The sequence below is a fragment of the Bacillus sp. mrc49 genome, assembly GCF_002803435.1.
In genome coordinates this window covers 1-24,466 of sequence record NZ_PHNG01000479.1, presented here as the reverse complement: position 1 = coordinate 24,466, position 24,466 = coordinate 1, and the positions used below count along the sequence as shown (strand labels likewise).

The window sequence follows — 24,466 nt, the reverse complement described above, 5'->3', positions numbered from 1 at the left end:
GTTTTTTCAAATAATCGATAATGTTACGTACGTGTTTTGAATATATATCTAGGGACGATTATTTTCCGGGAAACCGCAGGAATTGACAATTCCCCGTTTAAACGGGCGAATTGGAAGGAAGTTTGTCGGAATATAGTTTCAATGGAAGAATTCAGTCGTGATCATGCACCGTTGAAAAGGAAAGCTGGCATTTTACCCTGGCATTTTCTGAATTCACGAAAAGAAATAAGGGAATTTCCCGACGGGGGAAAGTTTCGGCTTATGTTACATAAGCATTCCCATCATAAATCGGAAAAAGAATGCAATCGTGGAGTCAAGGGTCCAAGATGGAGAGGTGAATGCATTGGAACAACCGATCCGTATGAAAAATAACGGGCAAATCAATATCGTGTTTAATGCGGAAAATAGAAAAACGCTACAAAAGGATCTGCCGATAAAAGAAATTTTGGTACAGGAAATACCTCACCAGCATGCAGCCCTGAGGGAAATCGAAGAGGAGCTGAAATCGCTGGTCGGAATGGAAGAAATGAAACGGATGATCAAAGAAATATATGCGTGGATCTACATCAACAAACAGCGCGAGGCTAAAGGAATGAAGACTGGCCGTCAAGCATTGCATATGATGTTCAAAGGAAATCCCGGAACGGGAAAAACAACGGTTGCGCGTTTAATCGGGAAGTTGTTTCAAAAAATGAATGTACTCTCAAAAGGGCATTTAATCGAAGCGGAAAGGGCGGATTTAGTTGGAGAGTATATCGGTCATACTGCCCAAAAAACGAGGGATTTAATAAAGAAAGCCATTGGCGGGATCTTATTCATCGATGAGGCATATTCCTTGGGAAGGGGCGGCGAAAAGGACTTTGGAAAAGAGGCCATTGATACCCTTGTCAAACATATGGAGGATCGCCAGCATGAATTCATTTTGATCCTTGCCGGGTATTCACGGGAAATGGATTATTTCCTCAGCCTTAACCCCGGCCTTCATTCCCGGTTTCCGCTCGTAGTTGATTTTCCGGATTATACGATTGATCAATTGATGGAAATAGCCGACCGGATGCTGCAGGAGCGTGAATATATCATGAATCGCGAGGCTGAAAGGAAATTAAAGGAACACTTGATCATCTTGCGATCATATCGCAGCTCTATTTCATTTTCTAACGGCCGCTATATACGCAACGTGATTGAAAAGTCGATCAGGGCACAGGCGATGCGGCTTTTGCTGGAGGACTCCTTCGAAAGAACGGATTTACTGACCCTTACCGGCCAAGACTTGATTTTTGAAGATGATGAGAAAGAATGAATCACATAGAAAAGCCCGCGGAAATGGCGGGCTTTTCAAATTTATGTTTTTGGCACCCATTTTTTATTGGGAAGGTGCCAATTGTAGGTGTAGGATAGGACGCGTAAAATGGTAATGATCGCAAAGAGCGTATATAGCTGCCATGCCTGGGACAAAACACCGCTTCCTAATGCCATGCCTGCAATGATGGCCCACACTACATAAATTTCTTTTCTGAAGACCAATGGTTTCCGGCCGGCCAACACATCACGGACAATTCCGCCGCCGCATCCGGTTAATGCCGCTGATACAATGATCGCGCTAATTGGATGGTTTAATTCTACCGCATACATCGCCCCTTGGATGGCGAAGGCTGAAAGTCCAATGGCATCACTGAAGTTCCCCCATCTGTCCCAGTGTTTCGATAGGATGGTAGGAAAAACAAAAACGATGGTAATGGATATTAAAGCGATGATGAAATAGAAGCTTTGGTCCCATAAGGTTGAAACGGGGACGCCTATCAGCAGGTTCCTGATCGCACCTCCGCCAAACGCGGTTATGATTCCTAAAATGTACACTCCTAAAATATCATACTCTTCTTCCATGGCGATGATGGTGCCGCTAATGGCAAAAGCAATCGTACCTATGAAACTTAATACTTCCCATGTCATTTGCATGTTCCCTCTATGTCTTTTCTATTTTGATGGTAAAGTCAAATTTGATTTTAGCATGTTATCGGAATTTTTAAAACGGGTAAAGCTTTGTTTTCCGTAAAGTTTTATCTGTTCATTTTTTTTGTTATGATAAACTGAAATCTTAATATAGGTGGTGGCGTTTTTGGAAGAAAAGATGAAGGAAAAGGCCGTGTTGATAGGGTGTCAGACAACGGAGGAAAATGAACGTTTCGAATATTCACTTGATGAATTGGCCTCGTTGGCGAAGACCGCGAATGGCGAGGTGCTGATGACCGTCACCCAAAAAAGGGCAAGCATCGATCCGGCTACATATATAGGAAAAGGAAAAGTGGAGGAGCTTCGGAACCTTGAAGAAGAGCTGGAGCCTGATTTATTCATCTTCAACGATGAATTATCCCCGAGTCAGATCCGAAACCTTTCCAAACAGCTAGAAGCAAGAATCATTGACCGGACACAGCTTATCCTCGATATATTTGCGCAACGCGCACGTTCCAGGGAAGGGAAGCTTCAAGTGGAATTGGCTCAGCTCCAATACCTATTACCGCGTTTGGTTGGACAGGGGACGGCATTGTCCAGGCTTGGAGGCGGAATTGGCACGAGGGGCCCGGGAGAAACGAAACTGGAAAGCGATCGTCGCCATATCCGCGGGAAAATTGATGAAATCAAGCAACAATTAAGTGGAATAGTGAAGCATCGTGAACGCTATCGCGACAGAAGAAAAAGGAACAAGGCTTTTCAAATCGCCCTTGTCGGTTATACGAATGCGGGCAAATCGACATTGTTCAACCGTCTGACGGAGGCGGATTCCTTCGAGGAAAACCAGCTGTTCGCGACTCTTGATCCCATGACGAGAAAGGCGATCCTGCCAAGCGGCTTCACCGTGCTCTTGACGGATACGGTCGGTTTTATCCAGGATTTGCCGACCTCCCTAATCGCAGCATTCCGCTCGACGCTGGAAGAATTGAAAGAAGCGGATTTATTGCTGCATGTGGTCGATTCCTCAAGTTCAGATTATTTTAACCATCAGAAAACGGTGCAGGATTTGCTAAATGACTTAGAAGTCCCTTCCATTCCACAGCTAACATTGTATAATAAGAAAGACAGGACCCACGCCGATTTTGTAAGAACGTCCAGCCACCCTTCATTATTGGTCAGTGCCTATGAACAATCGGATTTGAATCAAATCATGGAAGAAATTGAAAAGTACGTGATTGAGGAAATGGTTCCTTATTATGTTTTTCTCCCTTCGAGTGAGGGTAAACTATTATCACAGCTGAAAAATGAAACCATCTTGCGCACTCTCTCCTTTAATGAAGACTCGGAAAGATATGAATGCAAAGGTTTTTGTCTAGCTGATCATCCATTGACAGGGCAGCTAGAGAAATATTCGTTATAAAGGGGAATTTTGATGTATCAGCAGTTAACGAACGGAGAAGTATTGCAAAACATTGCCAAAGAAGTGGAAGCAATGATTTCTCCATTACATAAGCAAGTGGACGAACGAATTGAAGAAAATCAATTTCGTGTATTGCAAAGTTACCAAGCACATAAAGTGAGTGATTCCCATTTCATCCCTACGACGGGTTATGGCTACGATGATATAGGGCGCGATACGTTGGAATTGATTTATGCCGAAGTGTTTGGGGCGGAAGCAGGATTGGTGCGTTCTCAAATCATTTCTGGCACACATGCCATTTCCACTGCCCTTTTCGGCATCCTGCGCCCAGGCGATGAGTTATTATACATAACCGGAAAGCCTTATGACACGTTGGAAGAAATTGTCGGAATTAGGGGGACCGGTATCGGTTCATTGAGGGATTTTCAAATAAGCTACAACTCTGTTCCGTTGGCGCAATCTGGAAGCGTTGATTTCGAGGCTGTCAAACAAGCCATTCAACCGCATACGAAGATGATCGGCATTCAACGTTCGAAGGGATATGCGACACGCCCATCCTTTACGATTGCTGAAATCAAGGAAATGATTTCGTTCGTAAAAGAGATCAATCCGGAAATCGTTGTATTCGTTGACAATTGCTACGGTGAATTTGTGGAAACGCAGGAACCATGTCATGTCGGAGCGGATTTGATGGCAGGGTCACTGATCAAGAACCCAGGTGGCGGGATAGTGAAGACCGGTGGTTACATTGTAGGTAAAAAAGATTTGGTTGAAGCTTGCTCCTATCGATTGACCTCTCCGGGAATAGGAGCCGAAGCAGGTGCATCGCTTTATAGCCTGCAGGAGATGTACCAAGGGTTCTTCCTTGCGCCGCATGTCGTTGGACAAGCTGTTAAAGGGGCCATTTTCACATCTGCATTGTTGGGGAAAATCGGGATGAACACTTCTCCGAAATGGGATGCAAAGCGCACCGACTTGATTCAATCAGTCCAATTCGATGATCGTGATAAGATGGTCGCCTTTTGTCAGGCAATCCAATATGCCTCACCGATCAATTCCCATGTGACGCCATATCCTGCCTATATGCCGGGCTATGAAGACGATGTCATCATGGCTGCTGGGACCTTCATCCAAGGGGCCAGCATCGAGCTTACCGCGGATGGGCCGACAAGGGCTCCATATGTTGCCTATGTCCAGGGCGGATTGACGTATGCCCATGTGAAAATCGCTGTATTGACTGCAGTGAATGCGCTGATGGACAAAAAACTGATCCAATTATAAATAGAGATATGAGCTTAACAGGAATCCAAGTGATTGGATTCCTGCAAAATGCAATAGTCATAATATTTGTTTAGTTTTGGAAAGTCACTTTTTGTTTAAAACATGTCATGAAATGTAACATCATCTTGACAAGTTTAATAACATAATATAAGATAAGATTAAGATAAGCTGAAGGAGGATGCTAAGAATGAGCGGCAACAACATTCGGCGTTCGATGCCTCTTTTTTCCATCGGAATCGTCATGCAGCTAACTGAGTTGTCTGCACGCCAAATTCGGTATTACGAAGAGCATCAATTAATTACTCCTATGAGAACAGATGGAAATCGTCGGGTTTTTTCCTTGAATGACATCGATCGACTGCTTGAGATTAAGGATTTAATCGAACAAGGAGTCAATCTGGCCGGCATCAAAAAGATTTTCACTGTAAAGGAACAGAATTTACCCAAGACACAAGATTTAGAACAAGCGGAAAAAATAAGACATGACCTTAGTGACGAGGAGCTTCGCAAGCTTCTGCGTGCCGAGCTTTTACAAGGAAGCAAGCACCGAACATCTCTTCGGCAAGGTGATATGTCCCGTTTTTTTCAATAAAAATATGAATATGAATGATTATTAGGGGGAATAAAAATTGGCAAAGTTCACACGTGAAGACATCACTCGTTTAGCGAAAGAAGAAAATGTTAAGTACATTCGTTTACAGTTTACTGACATTTTAGGGACAATCAAAAATGTTGAAATCCCAGTCAGTCAATTGGAAAAAGCACTTGATAATAAAATGATGTTTGACGGATCTTCCATTGAAGGCTTCGTACGTATCGAAGAGTCTGATATGTATCTATATCCTGATTTAAATACATGGGTCATCTTCCCTTGGACTTCCGAAAAAGGTAAAGTGGCACGCTTGATTTGCGACATTTACAATACCGATGGAACACCTTTCGATGGGGACCCGCGTGCTAACTTAAAACGTGTTCTTGCGGAAGCAAGGGAAATGGGCTTCACGGATTTCAACTTAGGGCCGGAACCGGAATTCTTCTTATTCAAACTGGACGCAAACGGAGAGCCTACTCTAGAGTTGAATGATAAAGGCGGATACTTTGACCTTGCACCTACGGACTTAGGGGAAAACTGCCGTCGTGATATCGTGCTTGAGCTTGAAGAAATGGGATTTGAAATCGAAGCATCCCACCATGAAGTAGCTCCAGGACAACATGAAATCGATTTTAAATATGCCGATGCCATTTCAGCTTGTGATAACATCCAAACATTTAAACTGGTTGTTAAAACGATTGCCCGCAAACACGGCTTGCACGCAACATTCATGCCAAAACCATTATTCGGTGTTAATGGATCTGGAATGCACTGTAACGTTTCCCTATTCAAAGGCAACGAAAACGCATTCTATGATAAATCAGGCAAATTGGAACTAAGCAAAACAGCTGAGCAATTTATCGCAGGGATCATCAAGCATGCTCCAAGCTTCACAGCGGTAACGAACCCAACTGTTAACTCATACAAACGTCTAGTACCTGGCTACGAAGCGCCTTGCTATGTTGCATGGTCCGCTAAAAACCGCAGCCCGTTAATCCGTATCCCGGCTTCACGCGGAGTGAGCACTCGCGTTGAGGTACGTAGTGTCGATCCTGCAGCAAACCCATACTTGGCACTTGCCGTCCTGCTAAAAGCTGGTCTTGACGGAATCAAGAACGACCTGACTCCGCCAGCTCCAGTTGACCGCAATATCTATGTCATGAACAAAGAAGAACGTGAAGAAGTAGGTATCGTTGACCTGCCAGCCACTTTATATGCTGCATTGGAAACATTGAAAGCCGATCCAGTCATCAAAGATGCGTTAGGCGAACACTTGCTTGAACACTTCATCGAAGCAAAAGAAATCGAATGGGATATGTTCCGCACGCAAGTTCACCCATGGGAACGCGAACAATATATGTCCATGTATTAATCATTCAAACCCTTGGCACCTCTGGTGTCAGGGGGTTTTTGTTTCGGGCATTCTTCCATAAAAATTGATGAAGTTATCAACTGCCCGATAAATGCCCGAGAAAAATTCAAAAAAATTATTCAAGGACATTTTTCATATACTCCTCGAATTTAACCATTGTGTCATGTTCAATTTTTTTACTAATATGAGAGTATACATTTGCCGTGATTTGCATACTGCCATGTCCTAAACGCTCTTGGATGTATTTCATACTTGCGCCAGCCTCTAATTGTAATACTGCATGCGTATGACGAGTAGAGTGAATAGGTAAGGGGGGAAGCTCAGCTTTTTTTAAGATACGAGTAAATGAATTGAAAAGGCTTGATTTCGGCATGTAGTTTCCATCATTTCTGCATAGTATTAAATTTAGGTCATAGTAGTAATCTTCTTGCAATGCTAATTTGTTTTGGTTTTGATACTTCTTATGAAAAAGTAAATCATTTGCAAGGGACTGACTAATTGTAATTACACGTTTTGAATGATACGTTTTAACATCACCAAATATTTTACTTTGATCCTTACTTGCTTCTTGAAAATCAAGGGATTTATTAATAATAATTCTTTTTTCTTTAAGGTCAATGTCTGTCCATTGTAAGGCAGCTGCTTCACCTTTACGTAAACCAGTTTCAATAAGTACTTTAAAAAATATCCAATAAATATAACCATACTCATGGGCTGCTTTTAAAAAGCTAGAGATGTGTTCCGACTCGATAAATTTTAGTTCGCTGATTTTATGTTCACCTTTAATTGTAACTCCAGAGCAGGGATTAGTTTTGATTTTCCCTAATACCACGGCCTTTTCTAATGCGTTGTACATTGTACCGTGTATAATTTCTATTGTTCTTTTACTATATTTCTTTTCTGTTAGCTCATTAATGAATTTTTGATACATTATCGGCTTTATATTTTTAAGTAATATGTTCATGAAGTATGGAATGATATGATTTTCAACGTTACGCTTGTGTATTTCAAATGTATTTTTAGCTACTGTACCCCGTTTATATTCGATTAACCAGGCATTCAAATACGTCTTTAATGATTCAGGTGTTATTTCAAACCCTTCACGAATCATTCCTTCCATTTCTTCAGCGGCTAGTTGGGCCTCTTTTTTACTTTCAAATCCTTTTTTAGATTTTTCTTTAGTCTTTCTTGTTATTGGATCCTGATAGTAAATTCGATATTCCCAAAAATCTTTGTTTTGGCCTTTTTTTTTGTATTTATAATATTTAGCCATATCTTCTCTCCCTCTTTTCAAAAATATTGAGTGGATTAAGTAGTATGATGAAATTTTCATGATAAACAAAGTCTCCGTACTTTTCTATATATCTGTCTAAAGCCTCCTGCAGAAATCCCTCAGTAACATTTAAAAATTCAGAAACTTCATATCGATTTGTACACCCGTATTCGTAAGCTCTGACAAAGCAGGATAAAGGTATAAGTTTGTTGTAAGCCCAACGTCTAGCTATTTTTTCTTGTCTTACGTTATTTAGCTTGGTTTGATCAATGATATTTCCTACAGTTTTAAAATGGTGACCTAATTCCTCTGCAAGAACGCATCCCTTTTGCACATTTGTTTGTAGTTTATCAATTATGATATGTCCGTTTCTGTATAGCCCTTTAAATCCATATTGAAGTTCTATTTCCTTCACTGGAATGGCTGGATATTCCAAAAGTAGTTTATGGTAATGCATCAGGAAGCACTCCTCTTATTTGTTATCATCTTGGAAGATATAATCAATATACTTTAAAACATCCTTCATTTTTTCTTCTGTAACTTCTTTGCCATCCAAGTGAGCAGCTATAGTTTCAATGGCTTTGCTATTTTTTTTGATTTCTATAGAAGGATCCTCTTCGGTAGGAGGGAAGTGGTATTTCCCAGCTAGGGAGACTAAAGAGTTCTTGTTAGATTGGATAGATTATAGGTCATCTTAACAAAGGAGGCTAACCAATTGGGGCATATTCATGGTTTACGGTTTCTTAGTTTTACTCCTGTTTTTAGGCGGGTGTATGTGCGGCAACTCATTGACAGCTGGACGATTGAAGGGAGGTGAGATAGATGGCGAATGAAGAGTATCACATACCGATTATTCCAGAAGAACCTTATATCTATGTATCAATTAGGGATTATCAAATTAACAATCCAACTGTATTTGATATAAGAAACCAGACTGGAAAAGGAGAGAGTCAACTTACTATGAAATTGACGTTTTCTAGTAATGACTACTCTCCAGATAAGTTTACGAAGTTCTTTAATGCGTTTAATAATTTTCTAGATGATTTCACAATAGTTTATTAATCAGAAATTAAAGGGAGTTGAAAAGAGTGAGTGAGAAAAATAAAACCTCTGGAATTTGGATTTCAGAGGAAGAGTTAGACCGACGAATAAAAGCAACTAATAGGAATGTATATTTGTCTCTGGGTGCATTGCTTTTCGCATTAGGCACATTCGTTTTTATGTTGCTTCATTTCGTTAAATGCGTGTAGATGCTAAAGGCTAATGATAAAAGACTAATACCAATAGCAATCCATGAAAGCCACTTGGTATGTATAAGTTCAGCTTTTCCCCACATAGACTCTTTGCCTCTGCTAGTTATATCATACCAATCTTTAAGGTATGGACCAGGTTCGGGAGAAGGTGAAGCTTTAACGTCTAATTTAGGTATGATGTAGCGACTATCTTTCAAAAATTCCAAGTGTTTGTAATTCGGGTTTATCTTAACTTTACCAAAAGTAGAGGCAATCCAAAGCTTTATGTAAATAGAAAGATTCATTTAATTTATCCCCCCTTCATAGGGATATTATACCAAATTTAGGAGGTGGGAGTGGTGAAAATCAGATCCAAGGAATGGTTAGCTATGAATGAGGTGGACCGTTACATGAAAATTTATCGTGCTTATGTAAGAAATCAAAAATTATAAGGAGGTGGTTATTTGGAAATGGAGGCTAAAACTAGAACTGATCTTATAGGTCAAACTGGATCAGTTACTCTTAAATTAACAATTGTGGATGCAAAGGAATATCCAACCGGCACTGAAATTCGTGTATCAGACAATATGGGTGAGGAATATTGGACTGGTTTTGATGATAGTGATTTGGACTAATAGAGGAGTTGAAACAAAAGTGGAAGTAAGTCACGCCTGGCAATGTGAGAAAGGGTGTGGCTACACGACATACCTTAATCGATTCTTAAAAGGAAAACGTGTCTTTTGCGCCATTTGCGGTGATAAAAAAGCATTAACCTATATAGGTGAAATGGAGGTTAGAACAAATGGAAAGAACAATCAAGTCATTCGAAGTAATTGCTGAAGCAACTAAGCCATTTATTTACTGATATGTTAGATCGAGGAGTAGTTAGCAGTAAACATTTAGATCCAGGTGGTTTAGGCGGAAGTCCATTGAGCTTTGATCCAGGTACAGTTGGCAACTAAATAAAAGTTAGAAAACACTCATTTCAATTGGGTGTTTTTTTTATGCCTGAAAACATACAAACGATTGTTCCGTACTTGAATCGCAGTACTCTGAAATTTTTCCCTTCATTAGAGCAGAAATTCTAAAGAAAATATATAAAGAAAACCTAGCAAATGATATTTACTCGGTATAAATATTTTTAAGACCATATCGAGGACATGCACGATATGGTACATAAAAGCACTCATTCAATTGGGTGCTTTTAATTTTCCGTAATAATCCGATATACATCGTTGAGGTGAGTTATGGAAAATGTAAATTGGTTTCCTTTAAAACAAACATTGGATGTAATGACGTTAGAACTAGCTTTAATTTTATTTATACCATTAATAGTGGGGTTAATCGTGAAGTTTTCACTTGCTAGAATAATTAAATTACCTAATAATATTTCAAATTTTGTATCTACAATAGTTTTTCTGCTTATTTTTTATAAGATGATAATTTGGATTTTGGGCTAAGTACTAATTGTTAGGTATCCATTAAATTATATAATTTTTTATTTGTTTTTTCCATTATGCTTAATTTAGAATAAATAAAAATTTACAATATATCCTCTTTGTTCTATATAACCTATTTACTTATGTAAATAGGTATGTTATAATTAATATATAGAAAGGAGGTGGAAATAATGAAAGAATGGCTAGGAAAGATAGACATCAAAGATACACCAACAATAATAATTGCAGTTGCAGGCATTACGACAATAACTAAGAACGTTCTAGACATCAAAGACAGAAGTGAGAAAAAGAAAAAAGAAAAAAGAAAAAGAAAAACAAAAACAGAGACAGAAAAAAAGAAGCGTAAGTAAAAAACAAATAAGAAGAAAAGGGGGTGATAACCTCACTTCCTTTTCTTCACAAATAAAATTAGCCATTCTTTCATTAAATCATGGAAAAATTCCTAAGGTATTTCGATTGGTCAATCATTGTTTTAATGCTGTTTGTAATAATTTATTGGTTGGATTTTAACAGAAACCCTTTCTTGTCATATTCCTTTGTTGTTATATTCGTGCTCGTAGTTATCTCCAGCATTATTAAATATTTGGTGGTGGATAAAAAGGCATAAAAAAACACCTCTTTAAAAAAAGAGGCGTAAGTAAAAAACAAATAAGAAGAATTCTTCTTATCAGTTAGTATAACTTTCAATAATTGAATACACAAGGGGCATTTATCAATGGAATTAACACCAGAAATTAAAGCTTTAATTGTTGATGAGGTATTAACAAAACCTGAAGTCCTTGACCTATTGGGATTAACAAGGCAATCAATGCACAGTCATTTAAAAAGAGGGCACATACAACCATTTAAAGAAAGTGGAAATACACAGTTATTCTTTAAAGAGGATGTAATGAAATTCAAAGATTCCCTTGAAGAGAAACGGAAACTTTTTAGACCATATGACGAAAAAGAATAATCAGAGCATCCATTAACTTGGGTGCTTTTTCTTTTCATAAAAAACAAAAAATATAATAAAATATCCCAATTTGTATTGACGTGAGTAAATAAAAATGATATAATTAATATATAGAAAGGGGGGACAAGGACAAGCAAGTGGCAAAAACGGCAATCGTGCTAGGGTTGGTTCTAACATCGCTGATGATAGTAGAAAAAATCGTAGACATACTTACAAAAATAAAAAAGCTCAAAAATGACGCTACCGGGAAGTAAGCAATCAAAATTTGAGCGAGGGAGAGAAGTTCACAGCTTCTCTTCCTTAATAAGAATTATAACAGGATGCCACTTGTTAAACAATATGATGAAAAGAGCAAAAGATTATGACGGGTTTTTAGTATTATTAATTTTAGCTTATCTCTTGTTTTTCCAAGACAAATTAAATGGTGGATTATTAAAGAGTACATTGGATATCTTACTTATTATCTTGATGCTACTCATGATAATTGATAAATCACTATCCCTTTATCATCGTTACCAAGGAAGGAAATCTTAATGTTTACATTTAATTCGAGGGAAGAACTTAGAGAATTTATACAAAAAGAAATTATCAACACCACTGAAGCATTAGAAATTCTACAATGTTCAAGACAAAACCTAAACAACTTAGTCAAAAGGGAAGTCATCAATCCAATAAAGGATTTGCCTAGAGACAGGCTTTTTCTTAAAGAAGATATCGTAAAGCGTAAAGACTATATGGATAAGAAAAGAGAAGCATCATCTTAGTCGATGGTGTTTTTTTCTTTTGGACCCATATAAACGATTGTTCCGTGCTCCAATTGCAGTCTCCTTCATTAGAGTGCAAATCTTAAAGAAAAGATTTAAAGAAACATCGTAAATAAACTAGCAAAAAGTTTTTTAAGCATATAAAAGTATTAATAATTATTTAAACTCGTCGAAGTATATTGTGTTAGAGAAAGTAGCAAAGAGGAGATGCAAAATGGAACAATTTGATGTTGTCTTAAAATCGGATCTTAATAGGTTGAAACATATTCAATTGAGTTTAGTTCCCAATGTACCTGGTGAAGATGAATTAATTACACATGAAATTCTTAATCACCAAATAATCGAAACAAAAACGGGAGTTTTATTATTAATTATTCTTAAAAACCCTAATACAAATGAAGAATACACTTATAGTTATCCTGATATTCAATCTGTAGAGCTTAATAGTTCTTCCCATCCTGATGCACCGAAATATTATTTACATTGTCTTGATCGTTGGAAGGACACACAAATTAAAGATGCACAGAGAAATAAAGCATATGGTTTAAAGTTATCTGATGACGAGAATAAGTTGTTGTATGAAAATAATTACGATACATATCGATTAATGCTTAGGATTTAGTTTTAGGATATATGAGGTTTGTACAGAGTCATCTCAATCATGGGATGGCTTTTTCTTTTGGAGATAGAAGGTGGAGAAGAATGAAATAAAAGAACTAAACTAGCTGTCTTCTATTAATTTTATAATTTAGAAAAAGCACTAACCTTTGAGGTTAGTACTTTTTTACGTTTGTGATGGCTATTCATTTAATGTTATCTATACCAGTATCCTGAATAAACAGTACCATTTGGTATTGGATCTGAATGAGATGAATTAAAATAATAAGTTACCTTTATTCTAGTTTTTGCATTTTTTTTCAATACATTTGTAAATGTTCTACTTGAATTGCTTCCCCAGTCTATGTATCCATTCCGAGTTCCAATTGTTTGATAGCTTCCATTTACATTTCTTTGCAAATCCATTTTCCAATAAGTCTTACCATAAGTCTGAAATCCAGATCCGTATATTTCTCCAATAACATTGTCACCTGAATCTTTGCCACATACTTTAAAAGTTCTATTAAGTTCTGTACCTGAAGAAGTATCATTACAACCTGATGCTGCTGATGCGCTTGATGTAAATGTAAATAGTCCAGTAATCCCTATTACTGAGATCAACATGACAATATACATTTTTTTGATGAATTTTTTCATTTTTTTAACACCCCTGGAATAATTTTTTAATACCAGAACCATAGTATCATAAGTTAGAAGATATTACATATAATTGCTTAAAAATAGGCATTTTTTCCTGTTTTTATGAGGGGAGAATATACTTAAGAAAATATTAATGAAGCAGTATTTGTTTTTAAGAGTGAATGATAAGGAGTGAGCAGGATTGGAGAAAGGTAAAGCAAGTATTGATGTTGATATAAATACAGGTCGTTAAGCAAACCTTTACTTTACCAAACAATGTCCTTCCTACACTTAGCTTGGTGATTGGACTAGTGGTAGGTACGATCGCTTATCCGTTCACGGATATGGATTTGGTATTGAGGAGCTTTTGCTGGTCTTAGTGGAACGGGACTTTATGAGTTAGTTTCCAAAAGAGAAGGAACGACAAAATAAGCTGCCAATCGGTGGCTTTTTATTTTGCATGAAAAGGAGAGATTGAAATGACTAAAATATTTATTGATCGGGGGCACGGCGGTAGAGATCCAGGCGCAGTCGGGAACGGTTTAAGAGAAAAAGATATAACGTTAAAAATCGGAAAAAGGATTAGAGACATTCTAGCAGAGTATGAGAAAGTCACGGTCAAAATGAGTCGTACTAGTGACACTTTTCTATCCTTATCTGATCGTACCAAGGCGGCTAATAAATGGGGAGCAGATATTTTTTTATCCATCCACATTAATGCTGGTGGAGGTACTGGATACGAAGATTATATCCATACTTCAGCAAGTGCAAAGGCTAAGACCTATCAAAATATGATCCACACAGAAATTATCAAGCTAATTAATCTAAGGGACCGTGGTAAGAAAAAATCTAATTTTCATGTTGTAAGAGAGGCAAAAATGCCAGGCGTGCTGACTGAGTGTTGATTTATTGATAATAAAACTGATGCTTCTCAATTAAAAAAGAACGCTTTTATTGAAGCGTTAGCTCAAGGGCATGTGAATGGTTTGGTGAAATTATTTAAGTTGAAAAAGAAAACAGTTCCTAAAAATGCAGACACCAGCGCCCTCATACAATTGTAAAAGGGGATACCTTATACTTGATCGCAAAAAAGTATAGAACAACCGTGGTTAAAATGAATGCACTAAATCCTAAGGTGAATCTTAAAGCTCTACAGATTGGAAAAAAATTGCGTGTGAAGTGAATAAACATTATTCTCTGGCCACATAATCTATATGCTCTCAAGTTACTACTCCTTATAGCCCTTACTCGTATTGAGTAGGGGGTTTTTAGTTCCTTCTGTACATATACTATTGTTTTTTAACTCCATTAAGGAGATAGCATTGCGCTCGTTTCCATTCAAAAACTATAAATAGCCCGTATGGATGTAATCTAATTGTGGGCTGTATTCCAGGATCTAACACTAACTCAGCCCTAGTCAAAGCATTACAAACAGAGATAAATAAGCAATTCAATAAGAAGCTTGTTGTGGATGGAAAGTGTGGAGCTAAGACTAAGGCAGCCATTGTTACCATTGAAAAAGGAGCTAAAGGCAATCTTACATGGATTCTACAGGCTGCACTTTATTTGGCAGGATTTAACCCTGGAGTACTCGATTCCTTCTTTGGAAAAGGAACAGAAACCGCATTATCAAAGTTCCAGAAAGACAAAAAGATTACTGCAGATAAGAAGGCTGGAAAAAATACTTTCTATGAATTGCTTGTAACATAATAAAAGTTTTACAAAACATCAATACTTGATTTCGAAAGTATGATAATTCGAAACCATACATTAAAAAGTCCGCCGATTGGCGGACTTTACTAACGCATCTTTAAGTTCCAATAAACATTCATTTTTAAAGTTCCATAATGTTACCAATATAGCCATCGACAGCCATATGGAAGTGGTATTTGATTCTATAGCCTAAAACTAATTTTTAAAATAGAATTACTTATTAAAAAAAGTAATGTTCAACTTTTTTCTGATTATTAATATGGAAATAAACATTAATAAAATAATAATTATAAAACCGTTATCATTAATAATATTAAATAAATATCTTAATGCAAATAAGGTACCGATGCTAATTAATACTAAATTTAGAAAAATTTCGTTTTTCAACACTAAACTTCCTTTCTATTACTATTTTGGAATAAGATATTGCTTTAGTTTAATTATAACAAATACTAGGAGGTGGGACAAACACATGAAAAAGGAGTAGTTAAATTGAAAAAGAAAACAAGTTTAGGTTTAGTATTATCAGCAGTACTCTCTGTAAATCTATTTTCAGGAGCCTTTACTGTACAAGCTAGTAATAATGAATTAGTCGATGAAGCCAAGTTAGAAAGCAGTATTGACAACGTTATTAATGATATTTCTAAGGAAGTTACAGTTGAAGATTATGGAATAAATTCATAAATGGATGATGCGCTGAAAGAAATAGATCAAAAAGATATTGATAACTTAACTGAATTAGCCAAGCTACAAGGAGTTGTATATGAACAGCCTTTAACAAAAGGATATTTTTTAAGTATGTTTGAAGCTGAAATAAAGTTACTTAATAAAGAAGTGGAAAGTGGAGAATTGAAGGTGTTAGCTGATGGATCACTAATTGAGAAGAGTGATTCTAATTTTTATCTTCAAGGCGGATCTACCTATGATAAAAGTTATTGGTGGGGTAAAAAAAGATATAAAAGCACAGCAAAAGCAAAGGTATGGAGTAGAGATTTGAAAAGTGTAGCTCATGCAAACGCTGCAGGAGCTTTTTTAGCAGGAGCTGTTTTTGGCGGGGTTGGATCTGTACCTAATGGATTGACAGCAGTGTATCTTTATAATCTAGCTGATAAAGTAGATTATAGAAATGGTTTAAATAATAGAGGAATTATAGCTACTGTGACTTATGATTTAGTTTTTACAACTGCGAGTCAATAAAATTAAAGGAGAATTAATTATGAAAAAAATATTAATTTTACTTTTGACTCTACTTTCTATTTCCGGGTTGATTGTAGTTTTTTTTAAAACAACTCTGATTCTACTATTCAATAAAATAGCGATATTAGTTGGGAAAGTACTTATTTAGACTATTCAACTCTACATAAGTATTCGACGGGAGAGACTCAAAAGATTGCATTAATAGATAGTGGTATTTCATCTTCTTTAAATTTTAATGAACATAATTCTTTTTCTTTAGTTGATGATAATATCTATGACATCAACGGTCATGGTACAATGATGTATTCCATTTTAAAAGGATTTAAAAGCGATATTATTGGTATTAGTCCCGATGCTGATATTTTATCAATAAAAATTTTAGAGGAAGATGAATCTATTAATTCAGAAATTATTTATGATGCAATTAAATTGGCAATTGAACAGAAAGCTTTAATTATTAATTTAAGTATATCTAGTTATAAATATAACGAAAAAATAGCTGAAGTCATTAAAAAAGCTAATAATAAAAATATTACCGTGGTCTTCTCTTCAGGTGATTATTCTGATGTTGAAGTAATGTTTCCTTCGAACATGAAAGAAGTAGTTTCTGTTGGTGCGATAGGTGAAGATTTTAAAGTTTTAGAAATGACAAGTGGTTCAGATTTAACAGATATAAATGCTCCTGGAGGAAATATAAAAACTTTAGGATTGAATGGTGAAGTTTTCACATCTTCAGGTACTTCTCAATCAACTGCTATAGTCTCAGGTTACATTGCTTTATTAAAAGATTATGTTTTTAAAAATAATAATAATCTTTCAAATGCTGAAATAATAAACTACATTAAACAAATTAAACATAAAAAAATTAATTATAAGGATGTATTTGAAGAGATATAACCTAAGTCTAGTTCCCTTCCTTTTCAGTGGAGAGTTAAGATACAGCATACATACAATACATAATTCAATCTCCACTTAAATAAGAGGCTGTCTCAAAAGTCCAGTTTAGACTTATTGACGCCCCCCCATCTTTAAAATCAAGAATGCTGTTAAATCAGCATTCTTGATTTTTTTATTTGCTTCTTTTGGCTAGTTTTGCCCTTTTGGAGAGCCATAACTTGTTAAGTATGTTAATTAGAGAATCCACGGGGAAAGTATAATGACTGTACTAACTCACATGGTGCATCCATAAAAACGCCATTATTCGCATTGAGGAAGGAGTTCATTGATTTAAGATGGGTCTAACCTTATTCACCAACCCAGTAATATCAATATCCTCGTTATAAATCACCTTATCAATTCGAAAACCCTTACTAGCGGCAAATTTATATTTAATATGCTGAATCCATTCAAACGCGGCAACTGCAGCGGTCCAATCCGGGTCTTTTTTGAAGTCATAAGCTAAGACCGGAAAGCTTCCACTCTGCATGAAATTAATTTCTTTTGCATGTAAGTAAACCTTAATATTTATGTTCATTGATTTGCTCTTCTTAGTTCAGTTTAGTACATATATTTTATATCAAGTAGCTCAAGATAAGTCAGTTTATTTTGCCCACCATTTCATAATGTTTTACTCTAGTTCATGCAGAACCATTTTTTGAAAATGCTGTTAAATAAGCATTTGTGATACTTTATGATGCTTGATTATGCTATGAAGTATGTTCCGCACTCAAGTCCACCCATGGGAACGCGAACAATATATGTCCATGTATTAATAGCTTTAAACCCATGGCACCTCTAGTGTCAGGGGTTTTTTGCTTATATAGGCGTAAGCATCATCAGTAATAGCAACGCTGCCATGACCTAATCTTTCATGAACATATTTCATATCAGATCCAGCTTCAAGCTGAAGCACTGCATGTGTATGACGGAGTGAATGGATGGGAATTGAAGGTAAGTCAGCTCTTTTTAAGATACGACTGAATGCGTTAAATAAGGTAGACTTTGGCATGAAGCTGCCATCATCTCTACCAAGAACTAGGTTTAGATCATGGTGATATAAATCATTCAAGGCTAGCTTATGTTGGTTTTGATGCCGTAGGTGATGTTGGAGTACTTGAGTGAGTGTCTAACTAATGGAAATAATCCGCTTGGAGTTAAATGTTTTTGGATCACCGAACAGTTCTTGTTTGGATTTAGCTGTAAAATCTAGTTTTTGGAATAAAATATTCCGAATCATATTGACGCGAGTGAATAATAAGTTAAAATATAGAAAGAGGTGACAAGCAAGTGGCAAAAGCAAACGTGCTTGGGTTTGATCCTAACATCGCTGATGATAGTTGAAAAAACCGTAGACATACTTACAAAAATAAAAAAGCTCAAAAATGACGCTACCGACAAGTAAGCAATCAAAGTTTGAGCCAAGGGAGAGAAGTTCACGGCTTCTCTTCCTTAATAAGAATTATTATAGGATGCCACTTGTTAAACAATATGATGAAAAGGGTAAAAGATTACGAAAGCTTTTTTGTACTGTTAATTTTAGCTTATCTCTTATTTTTCCAAGACAAGGTACATAATGGATTATTAAAGAGCACATTGGATATCTTACTAATTATCTTAATGATGGTAATGATTATTGATAAATCCCTGGATATTTCTCGTAAGATTCGAGAACGGAGGTCGTAATGTATACATTTAATTCAAGAGAAGAACTTACTGCATTCGTACAGGATGAAATAATCAATACCACTGAAGCATTAGATATTTTACAATGCTCCAGGCAAAACCTAAACAACTTAGTCAAAAGAGAAGTCATTATTCCAATTAAGGATTTGCCTCGGGACCGATTGTTTTTTAAAGAAGATATCGTCAAGCGTAAAGAATATATGGATAAAAAGAGAGAAGCATCATCCTAGCCGATGGTGCTTTTTCAAATGGAGAAAGAAGGGGGATATTACGCATGTTGAGTGAATAATCAGGTTCTAACGCACTTGGGAAAATTTGAACCAAGCATATGCCTGGTTCAAATTTTTCTCTTTATTCCTAAACGATCTTTGATAGCAAACTGTAGTAACTGTGAGAAATTAATCCCTTCGGTTTCAGCTGCATCGTTTAGCCATTTAGGAAGGGTTAGAGTTTTTTTAATTGCTTTGTTTTCTATCTCCTCACGGATATAATCTGTCCAGGCTTCAATAATGACCACAAATCCGCCTGAGGGCACATCTATATTACTCGGCGTTGAAGGAGAAGGAATAGTTGCATCGTCTTCTTCCATACCGTAAAGGAAACCTTCCACTACGTCTTTTGCCATACGAATGGATTCTGATAAGTCAGAGCCTTCAGTAATACAGCCTGGAAGGTCTGGGAAGGTTACGGTATATCCTTCACTTCCATCTGTATCTGGGTCAAAAATTGCTGGAAAATAATACTTAGCCATATATAAAATCCTCCTTTGCAGGAGGGCTATTACTTGAGCCCTGACTGCTTGAGTATTGAATTTAGTGTTCCGAGTTTCATATCTTTTCTAGGGTGGAGAACTGTTATCATTCCTTTATTAGTAGGGTGTTTAAAATGATGATGGCTTCCAACAACTCTGTGTAAGTACTAACCGTCTTTCTTACTTTTATTAATTCCCTAGAAGATATTATTTTCTCCCCCTTTCTCTAAATTTATAATAATACGTATTAATTATACGTTCAATAAAATTAATTCAAAAAGTTACGTGTTTTTTATAAGTATTTTCATTTGAGCATCCATCCAATGGTTGCTTTTTATTTTGGAGAAAGAAGGTGTTTCTAATGACAATATTAGTTATCAAGAAGGAGAAAGTTTTTGAAAAGAATGCTTTCTATTTTCCAAATTAATCCGATATACATCCTTGAGGTGAGTTATGGAAAATGTAAATTGGTTTCCTTTAAAACAGACATTGGATATAATGACGTTAGAACTAGCTTTAATTTTATTTATACCATTAATAGTGGGGTTAATTGTGAAATTCACCCTTGCTCGGATAATAAAGTTACCTAATAAAATTTCAAATTTTGTATCCACAATAGTTATATTGATGATTTTTTATAAGGTGGTAATTTTAGTTTTGGGTTAAACAGAATAATAGTTAAGCATCCTTTAAATCGGATGCTTTTTATTTTTTAGACTTACTTCGTTATGCTTCTTTTTGTGAACAGAAAGTGGAATAAGGAACTTGATAAATAAAAAGTTGTCACAAGGACTAATTTTTTTTTAGAAAAGAGAGGCAATCAAAATAAGTGATTAATAGTTAATAGCTACCTACACTTATTTCAAGGCGTGAATAGGCAAATGATTTGAAATAATATAAATTTATTATTTTTTTATAATGTTGTAATAAGTATTTTTTTTGTTATAACCTGTAATATGTGTACATATGTAAACATCATCCAGGAGGTAAAGGTGTCACACTTTCAGTTACTTCGGCATTAGTTTTTAATGTGGAACCAAGGTAAGGAATAGTTATGTTTTCAACATCACAAATTTTTTTATTAATAGTGCTACTTTTAATAACCCTATTTTATTTCAAAAAAAATGCTAAAAATTCTCCCAAAAGGTCTAAATCTAATATTATTATTCTGTTATTAGTAACTATTACATTAATATCTACTATAACTTATCTTATACTTAATTAGAGTAAAATTAACGTTCTGATATAAAAGTAAGTTAAACACAAATTAGATTTTTATAAAGTCGATTTCCTGAAGGTTCAGGAAATCGACTTTTTGTTTCTCCTGATGGGTTAGGCCGTTAAAATATTGTTCAGGAAGCTGGATAATCAGTCTTTTAGGTTCAATACGTAAGTTTATTACATATCCAAAATCCAAGTCGCCTATTGGTGGCTTTTTATTATGTATACATTTTCACTTAGAGAGAGACAGAAAATACTTTATGTTAGAAAGGGCCGTGAATGTGCAAAAACAGAGAAAGGAACCACCACTTTTGAAAACCATGATATGGCCATTCGAAATAGTAATGTCCTTGGTGTGACTTTATTGGGAATATGTAATTTTAGGGAACTAAATTTGTTTGAGGTTCAGTCTTCCCATTGGCTAGTATTCAATGCCACTTTAGATGAGTGGGCTGTTGGGGCAATAACTATTAACCTCTCAGGTGTTTGGTGGAGGATGATTTGCGTTGCAATTACTATGGGGGATGGATCATTCCCACGAACGAAGCCTCAGCTGAACAAAATAAGCATCAACAATATCAAATGGATGATATTAAAGAAGATGTGAAAGACATCAGGGATATTTTGAGGAACTTCGATGAGAGTATGCGGAAAACCGAAGTCGCGGCTTTGTCGATTTCTTTTTGTGTAATTTAAACATCAATCTTATTATTCTGCTCATCGATCTTTGTATTCATGTTTTGCTCATCAAGTTTTGTTGTTTAGATTTGGAAAAATAACTTTATTATAAATATCCACCAATATGCCCCTTTTGATTTTACCATATAGCCGTTCCGCCCTTTACTTCAGTGCAATATAAATGTAAAAAAGAAAGGAGATATCGTTATGAAGATAGGCTATGAAGAAGGGGATTTTAGGAAGCAAAAAATAGTTGTCAGAATTAAAAAACGCTGTCTAAAATGTGAAAAGAGACATTGCAAGTGCGAAAAAGATTATGAACCTTCCTGTGACGATAATATTAAAGAAATGTGCCTACGATGTGAAAAGAGGCATTGTAAATGCAAGGAAAAAGAAGGCCCCTCTGGACCTAGGGGATGTAGGGGACCAAGAGGAAAAAAGGGGAAACAGGGACCAGCGGGACCAGCAGGAGCAGCAGGACGGGCAGGAGCAACAGGAGCAAGAGGACCGGCAGGACCGGCAGGAGCAAGAGGACCAGCAGGACCGGCAGGAGCAAGAGGACCGACAGGAGCAACAGGACCGACAGGAGCAGCAGGAGCAACAGGACCGGCAGGACCAGCGGGACCGACAGGAGCAGCAGGACCGGCAGGAGCAGCAGGACCGACAGGAGCAGCGGGACCAGCAGGAGCAACGGGACCAGCAGGACCGGCAGGAGCAACAGGACCGGCAGGAGCAGCAGGACCGACAGGAGCAGCGGGACCAGCAGGAGCAACGGGACCAGCAGGACCGGCAGGAGCAACAGGACCAGCGGGACCAGCAGGACCGGCAGGAGCAACAGGAGCAGCGGGACCAGCGGGACCAGCAGGACCAGTAGGACCAGCGGGACCGGCAGGAGCAACAGGAGCAGCGGGACCAGCAGGAGCAACAGGAGCAACAGGAGCAGCGGGACCAGCAGGACCGGCAGGAGCAACAGGAGCAATAGGGCCAGCGGGACCAGCAGGAGCAACAGGAGCAACAGGAGCAGCGGGACCAGCAGGAGCAACAGGAGCAACAGGACCAGCGGGACCAGCAGGACCGGCAGGACCGGCAGGACCGGCAGGAGCAACAGGAGCAGCGGGACCAGCAGGACCGGCAGGAGCAACAGGAGCAGCGGGACCGGCAGGAGCAACAGGACCAGCAGGACCAGCAGGGTCAGTACTAGATTTTGCGGACTTTTATGCGTTGATGCCTGGTGATAATGCAACAACAGTTGGAGGAGGTCAAGATGTAGATTTTCCGCAAAATGGTCCTACTAGCTCGGGTGGTATTGTACGGGCTACTGTCGATTCATTTACTTTGTCTGCAATTGGTATTTATCAGGTCTTTTTTCAGGTAAGTGTGAGCGAACCGGGCCAACTGATTTTAACCCTCAATGGTATTGATCTACCCTATACGGTAGTCGGTCGAGCCACCGGTACTTCTCAAATAGTAGGAGTGGCTCTAGTTCAAACTTCAGTCATTAATTCAATACTGACTGTAAGAAATCCTGCTGGCAATTCCCCGGCACTGACCATCACTCCTCTTGCTGGAGGAACAAGACCTGTTTCAGCACACCTTGTCATTACACGACTTCAATAGATTGGGAGGAAAGGGGAGTAACCTGATTTATTTAGGAAATATTTTTTAGTTTAGTAGTTGAAGTGAAAAAGACCATTCTGCAACTAATTTATCGGTTGGGTTAATTGTACAGGATGCACAAAAAAAGACCCAAATAAAGTGGTCTTTTTTTTGTGTGAAAACAACATTAATGATTATTTATATGAAAATTCTAACATGAATTTTTTTATTCACAGGATTCATCTGCTTTTTTTATCTCACCTTTATCCAGTATAATCCTCCCGTTTCAGTTTCGATGTAAAATGCAAATCCTTCCATACAGGTCTAACTTTCCTTAACTAATTCCGTAATGTCATTTTACTCGTTATAAAGAATAAATCCTAAGGTGAATCCTCAAACTCTATAGATAGGAAAAAGTACTTGTGAGGTGATTAGAAGTGTGGTATACACGTACATAACCAAGTCCTTACTCGTTTTGAGTAGGACCTATTTTTTCTTGAAGCTCTGTAAATGTGATGTTGAATTTCTTGATAAACTAAAGAGGCAGGTTGGTTTAAGGCAGATTACAAATAAAGTCGTTTAAGAAGGCACTTGACAGCTATTATGTAAAAATTATACCTTAATTTCAGTCACTACATATATAGTTACTAAAATAGGTTCAGGAGGTGAGATCTGGAATGAATAAAACCTTAGATAAATATCAACAGAATGCAAAAACAAAAAAAGGAAGCAGTATATATCTATATGCTTCTATAGTTGCCGTGCTTTTATGGAGTACGTCGTTTGTTGCTACCAAAATAGCATATACTTCTTTTACACCACTTACACTAGGTGCAGCTCGTTTTGTTATTGCTGCTGTTATTTTAGGTATAATTCTTTTATGTAAAAAAGATAAAACAAAGCCACCTATTAAAGATATAGGGTTAATGTCTGTTAGTGGGGTTTTAGGTACTACTATTTACTTTGGTTTGGAAAACATAGGAGTTGAAATAACTACAGCATCTAATGCTGCTATTATTGTAGCATCTTATCCTGCTATAACGGCGCTAATAGAGTTTCTTTTTTATAGAATAAAAATCCCTTGGATAAAGGGTCTTGGAATAGCAATAGCCATGTTTGGTGTTTTTCAAATATCGTACAATCCTCAAAGTCA

General features: G+C 37.1%; 28 protein-coding genes and 2 pseudogenes. 21 read left to right on the top strand and 9 right to left on the bottom strand.

The window, feature by feature from the left end:
- Window positions 1-343: 343 nt before the first annotated feature.
- On the top strand, window positions 344-1,300 hold the full coding sequence (gene spoVK / locus CVN76_RS04390) for a stage V sporulation protein K (protein ID WP_061142358.1): 957 nt from the start codon (window positions 344-346) through the stop codon (window positions 1,298-1,300).
- Window positions 1,301-1,341: 41 nt separating this feature from the next.
- Here spoVK and CVN76_RS04385 read toward each other — a convergent pair whose 3' ends face one another.
- Window positions 1,342-1,950 carry a trimeric intracellular cation channel family protein gene (locus tag CVN76_RS04385; RefSeq protein ID WP_100530440.1) on the bottom strand — a complete coding sequence of 203 codons (609 nt, stop codon included), beginning with the start codon at window positions 1,948-1,950 and terminating at the stop codon, window positions 1,342-1,344.
- A 178-nt stretch (window positions 1,951-2,128) separates the two neighbouring features.
- On the opposite strand from CVN76_RS04385, the gene hflX reads away from it, so the two are divergent.
- From hflX to glnA, 4 genes are all read left to right on the top strand, one after another.
- The gene (hflX, locus tag CVN76_RS04380) at window positions 2,129-3,370 is read left to right on the top strand and encodes a GTPase HflX (protein WP_100530443.1); all 1,242 of its coding nucleotides are present in this window, start codon (window positions 2,129-2,131) and stop codon (window positions 3,368-3,370) included.
- Window positions 3,371-3,382: 12 nt separating this feature from the next.
- Window positions 3,383-4,651, top strand: coding sequence for a methionine gamma-lyase family protein (locus tag CVN76_RS04375; RefSeq protein WP_100530439.1), 1,269 nt, complete (start codon window positions 3,383-3,385; stop codon window positions 4,649-4,651).
- 187 nt (window positions 4,652-4,838) lie between these two features.
- Window positions 4,839-5,243, top strand: coding sequence for a MerR family transcriptional regulator (locus CVN76_RS04370; protein WP_061142355.1), 405 nt, complete (start codon window positions 4,839-4,841; stop codon window positions 5,241-5,243).
- Between the two features lie 37 nt (window positions 5,244-5,280).
- Entirely contained in the window at window positions 5,281-6,615 is a 1,335-nt protein-coding gene (gene glnA / locus CVN76_RS04365) for a type I glutamate--ammonia ligase (protein ID WP_061142354.1), read from the top strand.
- A 115-nt stretch (window positions 6,616-6,730) separates the two neighbouring features.
- On the opposite strand, the gene CVN76_RS04360 is transcribed toward glnA, so the two are convergent.
- Both CVN76_RS04360 and CVN76_RS04355 read right to left on the bottom strand, forming a co-directional pair.
- Entirely contained in the window at window positions 6,731-7,888 is a 1,158-nt protein-coding gene (locus tag CVN76_RS04360; protein WP_100530438.1) for a site-specific integrase, read from the bottom strand.
- Window positions 7,881-8,345: an ImmA/IrrE family metallo-endopeptidase gene (locus CVN76_RS04355; RefSeq protein WP_100530437.1), complete on the bottom strand. Its 465-nt coding sequence runs from the start codon at window positions 8,343-8,345 to the stop codon at window positions 7,881-7,883. The genes CVN76_RS04360 and CVN76_RS04355 overlap by 8 nt, the downstream gene beginning before the upstream one ends.
- 365 nt (window positions 8,346-8,710) lie before the next feature.
- Here CVN76_RS04355 and CVN76_RS04350 point away from each other — a divergent pair, with 365 nt between their 5' ends.
- Complete coding sequence (locus tag CVN76_RS04350; RefSeq protein WP_100530436.1) at window positions 8,711-8,950, top strand: hypothetical protein; 240 nt, start codon at window positions 8,711-8,713, stop codon at window positions 8,948-8,950.
- 166 nt (window positions 8,951-9,116) lie between these two features.
- Here the strand turns inward: CVN76_RS04350 and CVN76_RS04345 are convergent, their stop codons facing one another.
- Window positions 9,117-9,425 carry a hypothetical protein gene (locus CVN76_RS04345; protein WP_100530435.1) on the bottom strand — a complete coding sequence of 103 codons (309 nt, stop codon included), beginning with the start codon at window positions 9,423-9,425 and terminating at the stop codon, window positions 9,117-9,119.
- Window positions 9,426-9,584: 159 nt separating this feature from the next.
- Here CVN76_RS04345 and CVN76_RS31385 point away from each other — a divergent pair, with 159 nt between their 5' ends.
- The 5 genes from CVN76_RS31385 to CVN76_RS04315 all read left to right on the top strand — a co-directional run bounded on the left by CVN76_RS31385 (window position 9,585) and on the right by CVN76_RS04315 (window position 12,921).
- A complete protein-coding gene (locus CVN76_RS31385; RefSeq protein WP_198512474.1) occupies window positions 9,585-9,755 on the top strand; it encodes a hypothetical protein in 171 nt (56 codons plus the stop codon).
- 995 nt (window positions 9,756-10,750) lie between these two features.
- The gene (locus CVN76_RS04335; protein ID WP_100530433.1) at window positions 10,751-10,930 is read left to right on the top strand and encodes a hypothetical protein; all 180 of its coding nucleotides are present in this window, start codon (window positions 10,751-10,753) and stop codon (window positions 10,928-10,930) included.
- A 365-nt stretch (window positions 10,931-11,295) separates the two neighbouring features.
- Window positions 11,296-11,535 (top strand): helix-turn-helix transcriptional regulator, encoded by a 240-nt coding sequence (locus CVN76_RS04330; protein WP_100530432.1) that lies wholly within the window; start codon window positions 11,296-11,298, stop codon window positions 11,533-11,535.
- 533 nt (window positions 11,536-12,068) lie between these two features.
- Window positions 12,069-12,299, top strand: a complete 231-nt coding sequence (locus CVN76_RS04320) for a DNA-binding protein (protein ID WP_100530431.1) — start codon at window positions 12,069-12,071, stop codon at window positions 12,297-12,299.
- Window positions 12,300-12,513: 214 nt separating this feature from the next.
- The gene (locus CVN76_RS04315; RefSeq protein ID WP_198512473.1) at window positions 12,514-12,921 is read left to right on the top strand and encodes a hypothetical protein; all 408 of its coding nucleotides are present in this window, start codon (window positions 12,514-12,516) and stop codon (window positions 12,919-12,921) included.
- Window positions 12,922-13,112: 191 nt separating this feature from the next.
- Here the strand turns inward: CVN76_RS04315 and CVN76_RS04310 are convergent, their stop codons facing one another.
- Window positions 13,113-13,553 carry a hypothetical protein gene (locus CVN76_RS04310; RefSeq protein ID WP_100530430.1) on the bottom strand — a complete coding sequence of 147 codons (441 nt, stop codon included), beginning with the start codon at window positions 13,551-13,553 and terminating at the stop codon, window positions 13,113-13,115.
- Window positions 13,554-14,014: 461 nt separating this feature from the next.
- Between CVN76_RS04310 and CVN76_RS04300 the strand changes: the two genes are divergently transcribed.
- From CVN76_RS04300 to CVN76_RS04275, 5 genes are all read left to right on the top strand, one after another.
- Window positions 14,015-14,440 (top strand): N-acetylmuramoyl-L-alanine amidase, encoded by a 426-nt coding sequence (locus tag CVN76_RS04300; protein ID WP_232732099.1) that lies wholly within the window; start codon window positions 14,015-14,017, stop codon window positions 14,438-14,440.
- A 472-nt stretch (window positions 14,441-14,912) separates the two neighbouring features.
- The gene (locus CVN76_RS04290) at window positions 14,913-15,245 is read left to right on the top strand and encodes a peptidoglycan-binding domain-containing protein (protein ID WP_157805511.1); all 333 of its coding nucleotides are present in this window, start codon (window positions 14,913-14,915) and stop codon (window positions 15,243-15,245) included.
- Window positions 15,246-15,740: 495 nt separating this feature from the next.
- Window positions 15,741-15,932: a hypothetical protein gene (locus CVN76_RS04285; RefSeq protein WP_100530427.1), complete on the top strand. Its 192-nt coding sequence runs from the start codon at window positions 15,741-15,743 to the stop codon at window positions 15,930-15,932.
- Complete coding sequence (locus CVN76_RS04280; protein WP_100530426.1) at window positions 15,933-16,445, top strand: hypothetical protein; 513 nt, start codon at window positions 15,933-15,935, stop codon at window positions 16,443-16,445. It begins immediately after the preceding gene.
- A gap of 123 nt (window positions 16,446-16,568) precedes the next feature.
- Complete coding sequence (locus CVN76_RS04275) at window positions 16,569-17,342, top strand: S8 family peptidase (RefSeq protein ID WP_100530425.1); 774 nt, start codon at window positions 16,569-16,571, stop codon at window positions 17,340-17,342.
- Between the two features lie 322 nt (window positions 17,343-17,664).
- On the opposite strand, the gene CVN76_RS04270 is transcribed toward CVN76_RS04275, so the two are convergent.
- Window positions 17,665-17,919 carry a hypothetical protein gene (locus CVN76_RS04270; protein ID WP_100530424.1) on the bottom strand — a complete coding sequence of 85 codons (255 nt, stop codon included), beginning with the start codon at window positions 17,917-17,919 and terminating at the stop codon, window positions 17,665-17,667.
- 243 nt (window positions 17,920-18,162) lie between these two features.
- Window positions 18,163-18,594, bottom strand: a pseudogene (locus CVN76_RS31655) (tyrosine-type recombinase/integrase); the annotation flags it as partial.
- A gap of 472 nt (window positions 18,595-19,066) precedes the next feature.
- Here CVN76_RS31655 and CVN76_RS04255 point away from each other — a divergent pair.
- Window positions 19,067-19,297 carry a DNA-binding protein gene (locus CVN76_RS04255; protein ID WP_100530423.1) on the top strand — a complete coding sequence of 77 codons (231 nt, stop codon included), beginning with the start codon at window positions 19,067-19,069 and terminating at the stop codon, window positions 19,295-19,297.
- 107 nt (window positions 19,298-19,404) lie between these two features.
- Here CVN76_RS04255 and CVN76_RS04250 read toward each other — a convergent pair whose 3' ends face one another.
- Window positions 19,405-19,818 carry a type II toxin-antitoxin system HicB family antitoxin gene (locus tag CVN76_RS04250; protein WP_100530422.1) on the bottom strand — a complete coding sequence of 138 codons (414 nt, stop codon included), beginning with the start codon at window positions 19,816-19,818 and terminating at the stop codon, window positions 19,405-19,407.
- Between the two features lie 29 nt (window positions 19,819-19,847).
- Window positions 19,848-20,012 (bottom strand): annotated as a pseudogene (locus CVN76_RS04245) (type II toxin-antitoxin system HicA family toxin).
- An 860-nt stretch (window positions 20,013-20,872) separates the two neighbouring features.
- Here CVN76_RS04245 and CVN76_RS32300 point away from each other — a divergent pair.
- From CVN76_RS32300 to CVN76_RS04225, 4 genes are all read left to right on the top strand, one after another.
- The gene (locus CVN76_RS32300; protein ID WP_157805510.1) at window positions 20,873-21,043 is read left to right on the top strand and encodes a sortase B protein-sorting domain-containing protein; all 171 of its coding nucleotides are present in this window, start codon (window positions 20,873-20,875) and stop codon (window positions 21,041-21,043) included.
- A gap of 216 nt (window positions 21,044-21,259) precedes the next feature.
- Window positions 21,260-21,646: a hypothetical protein gene (locus tag CVN76_RS04235; protein WP_100530420.1), complete on the top strand. Its 387-nt coding sequence runs from the start codon at window positions 21,260-21,262 to the stop codon at window positions 21,644-21,646.
- A 278-nt stretch (window positions 21,647-21,924) separates the two neighbouring features.
- Window positions 21,925-23,334 carry a collagen-like protein gene (locus CVN76_RS32060; RefSeq protein ID WP_100530419.1) on the top strand — a complete coding sequence of 470 codons (1,410 nt, stop codon included), beginning with the start codon at window positions 21,925-21,927 and terminating at the stop codon, window positions 23,332-23,334.
- A gap of 656 nt (window positions 23,335-23,990) precedes the next feature.
- Window positions 23,991-24,466 (top strand): DMT family transporter (locus CVN76_RS04225; RefSeq protein ID WP_157805509.1); only part of this gene is annotated, 476 nt, incomplete at its 3' end.

What these genes read in the sequence shown, in the direction of transcription:
- CVN76_RS04360 (WP_100530438.1), bottom strand. Translation starts at nt 7,888, where the DNA reads ATGGCTAAATATTATAAATACAAAAAAAAAGGCCAAAACAAAGATTTT.
- CVN76_RS04330 (WP_100530432.1), top strand. Translation starts at nt 11,296, where the DNA reads ATGGAATTAACACCAGAAATTAAAGCTTTAATTGTTGATGAGGTATTA.
- CVN76_RS04255 (WP_100530423.1), top strand. Translation starts at nt 19,067, where the DNA reads ATGTATACATTTAATTCAAGAGAAGAACTTACTGCATTCGTACAGGAT.
- hflX (WP_100530443.1), top strand. Translation starts at nt 2,129, where the DNA reads ATGAAGGAAAAGGCCGTGTTGATAGGGTGTCAGACAACGGAGGAAAAT.
- CVN76_RS04250 (WP_100530422.1), bottom strand. Translation starts at nt 19,818, where the DNA reads ATGGCTAAGTATTATTTTCCAGCAATTTTTGACCCAGATACAGATGGA.
- CVN76_RS04335 (WP_100530433.1), top strand. Translation starts at nt 10,751, where the DNA reads ATGAAAGAATGGCTAGGAAAGATAGACATCAAAGATACACCAACAATA.
- CVN76_RS04315 (WP_198512473.1), top strand. Translation starts at nt 12,514, where the DNA reads ATGGAACAATTTGATGTTGTCTTAAAATCGGATCTTAATAGGTTGAAA.
- CVN76_RS04345 (WP_100530435.1), bottom strand. Translation starts at nt 9,425, where the DNA reads ATGAATCTTTCTATTTACATAAAGCTTTGGATTGCCTCTACTTTTGGT.
- CVN76_RS04385 (WP_100530440.1), bottom strand. Translation starts at nt 1,950, where the DNA reads ATGACATGGGAAGTATTAAGTTTCATAGGTACGATTGCTTTTGCCATT.
- CVN76_RS04355 (WP_100530437.1), bottom strand. Translation starts at nt 8,345, where the DNA reads ATGCATTACCATAAACTACTTTTGGAATATCCAGCCATTCCAGTGAAG.
- CVN76_RS04280 (WP_100530426.1), top strand. Translation starts at nt 15,933, where the DNA reads ATGGATGATGCGCTGAAAGAAATAGATCAAAAAGATATTGATAACTTA.
- CVN76_RS04310 (WP_100530430.1), bottom strand. Translation starts at nt 13,553, where the DNA reads ATGAAAAAATTCATCAAAAAAATGTATATTGTCATGTTGATCTCAGTA.
- CVN76_RS04270 (WP_100530424.1), bottom strand. Translation starts at nt 17,919, where the DNA reads ATGAACATAAATATTAAGGTTTACTTACATGCAAAAGAAATTAATTTC.
- CVN76_RS04235 (WP_100530420.1), top strand. Translation starts at nt 21,260, where the DNA reads ATGTATACATTTTCACTTAGAGAGAGACAGAAAATACTTTATGTTAGA.
- CVN76_RS04300 (WP_232732099.1), top strand. Translation starts at nt 14,015, where the DNA reads ATGACTAAAATATTTATTGATCGGGGGCACGGCGGTAGAGATCCAGGC.
- CVN76_RS32060 (WP_100530419.1), top strand. Translation starts at nt 21,925, where the DNA reads ATGAAGATAGGCTATGAAGAAGGGGATTTTAGGAAGCAAAAAATAGTT.
- CVN76_RS04370 (WP_061142355.1), top strand. Translation starts at nt 4,839, where the DNA reads ATGAGCGGCAACAACATTCGGCGTTCGATGCCTCTTTTTTCCATCGGA.
- CVN76_RS32300 (WP_157805510.1), top strand. Translation starts at nt 20,873, where the DNA reads ATGTTTTCAACATCACAAATTTTTTTATTAATAGTGCTACTTTTAATA.
- CVN76_RS04375 (WP_100530439.1), top strand. Translation starts at nt 3,383, where the DNA reads ATGTATCAGCAGTTAACGAACGGAGAAGTATTGCAAAACATTGCCAAA.
- CVN76_RS04320 (WP_100530431.1), top strand. Translation starts at nt 12,069, where the DNA reads ATGTTTACATTTAATTCGAGGGAAGAACTTAGAGAATTTATACAAAAA.
- CVN76_RS04350 (WP_100530436.1), top strand. Translation starts at nt 8,711, where the DNA reads ATGGCGAATGAAGAGTATCACATACCGATTATTCCAGAAGAACCTTAT.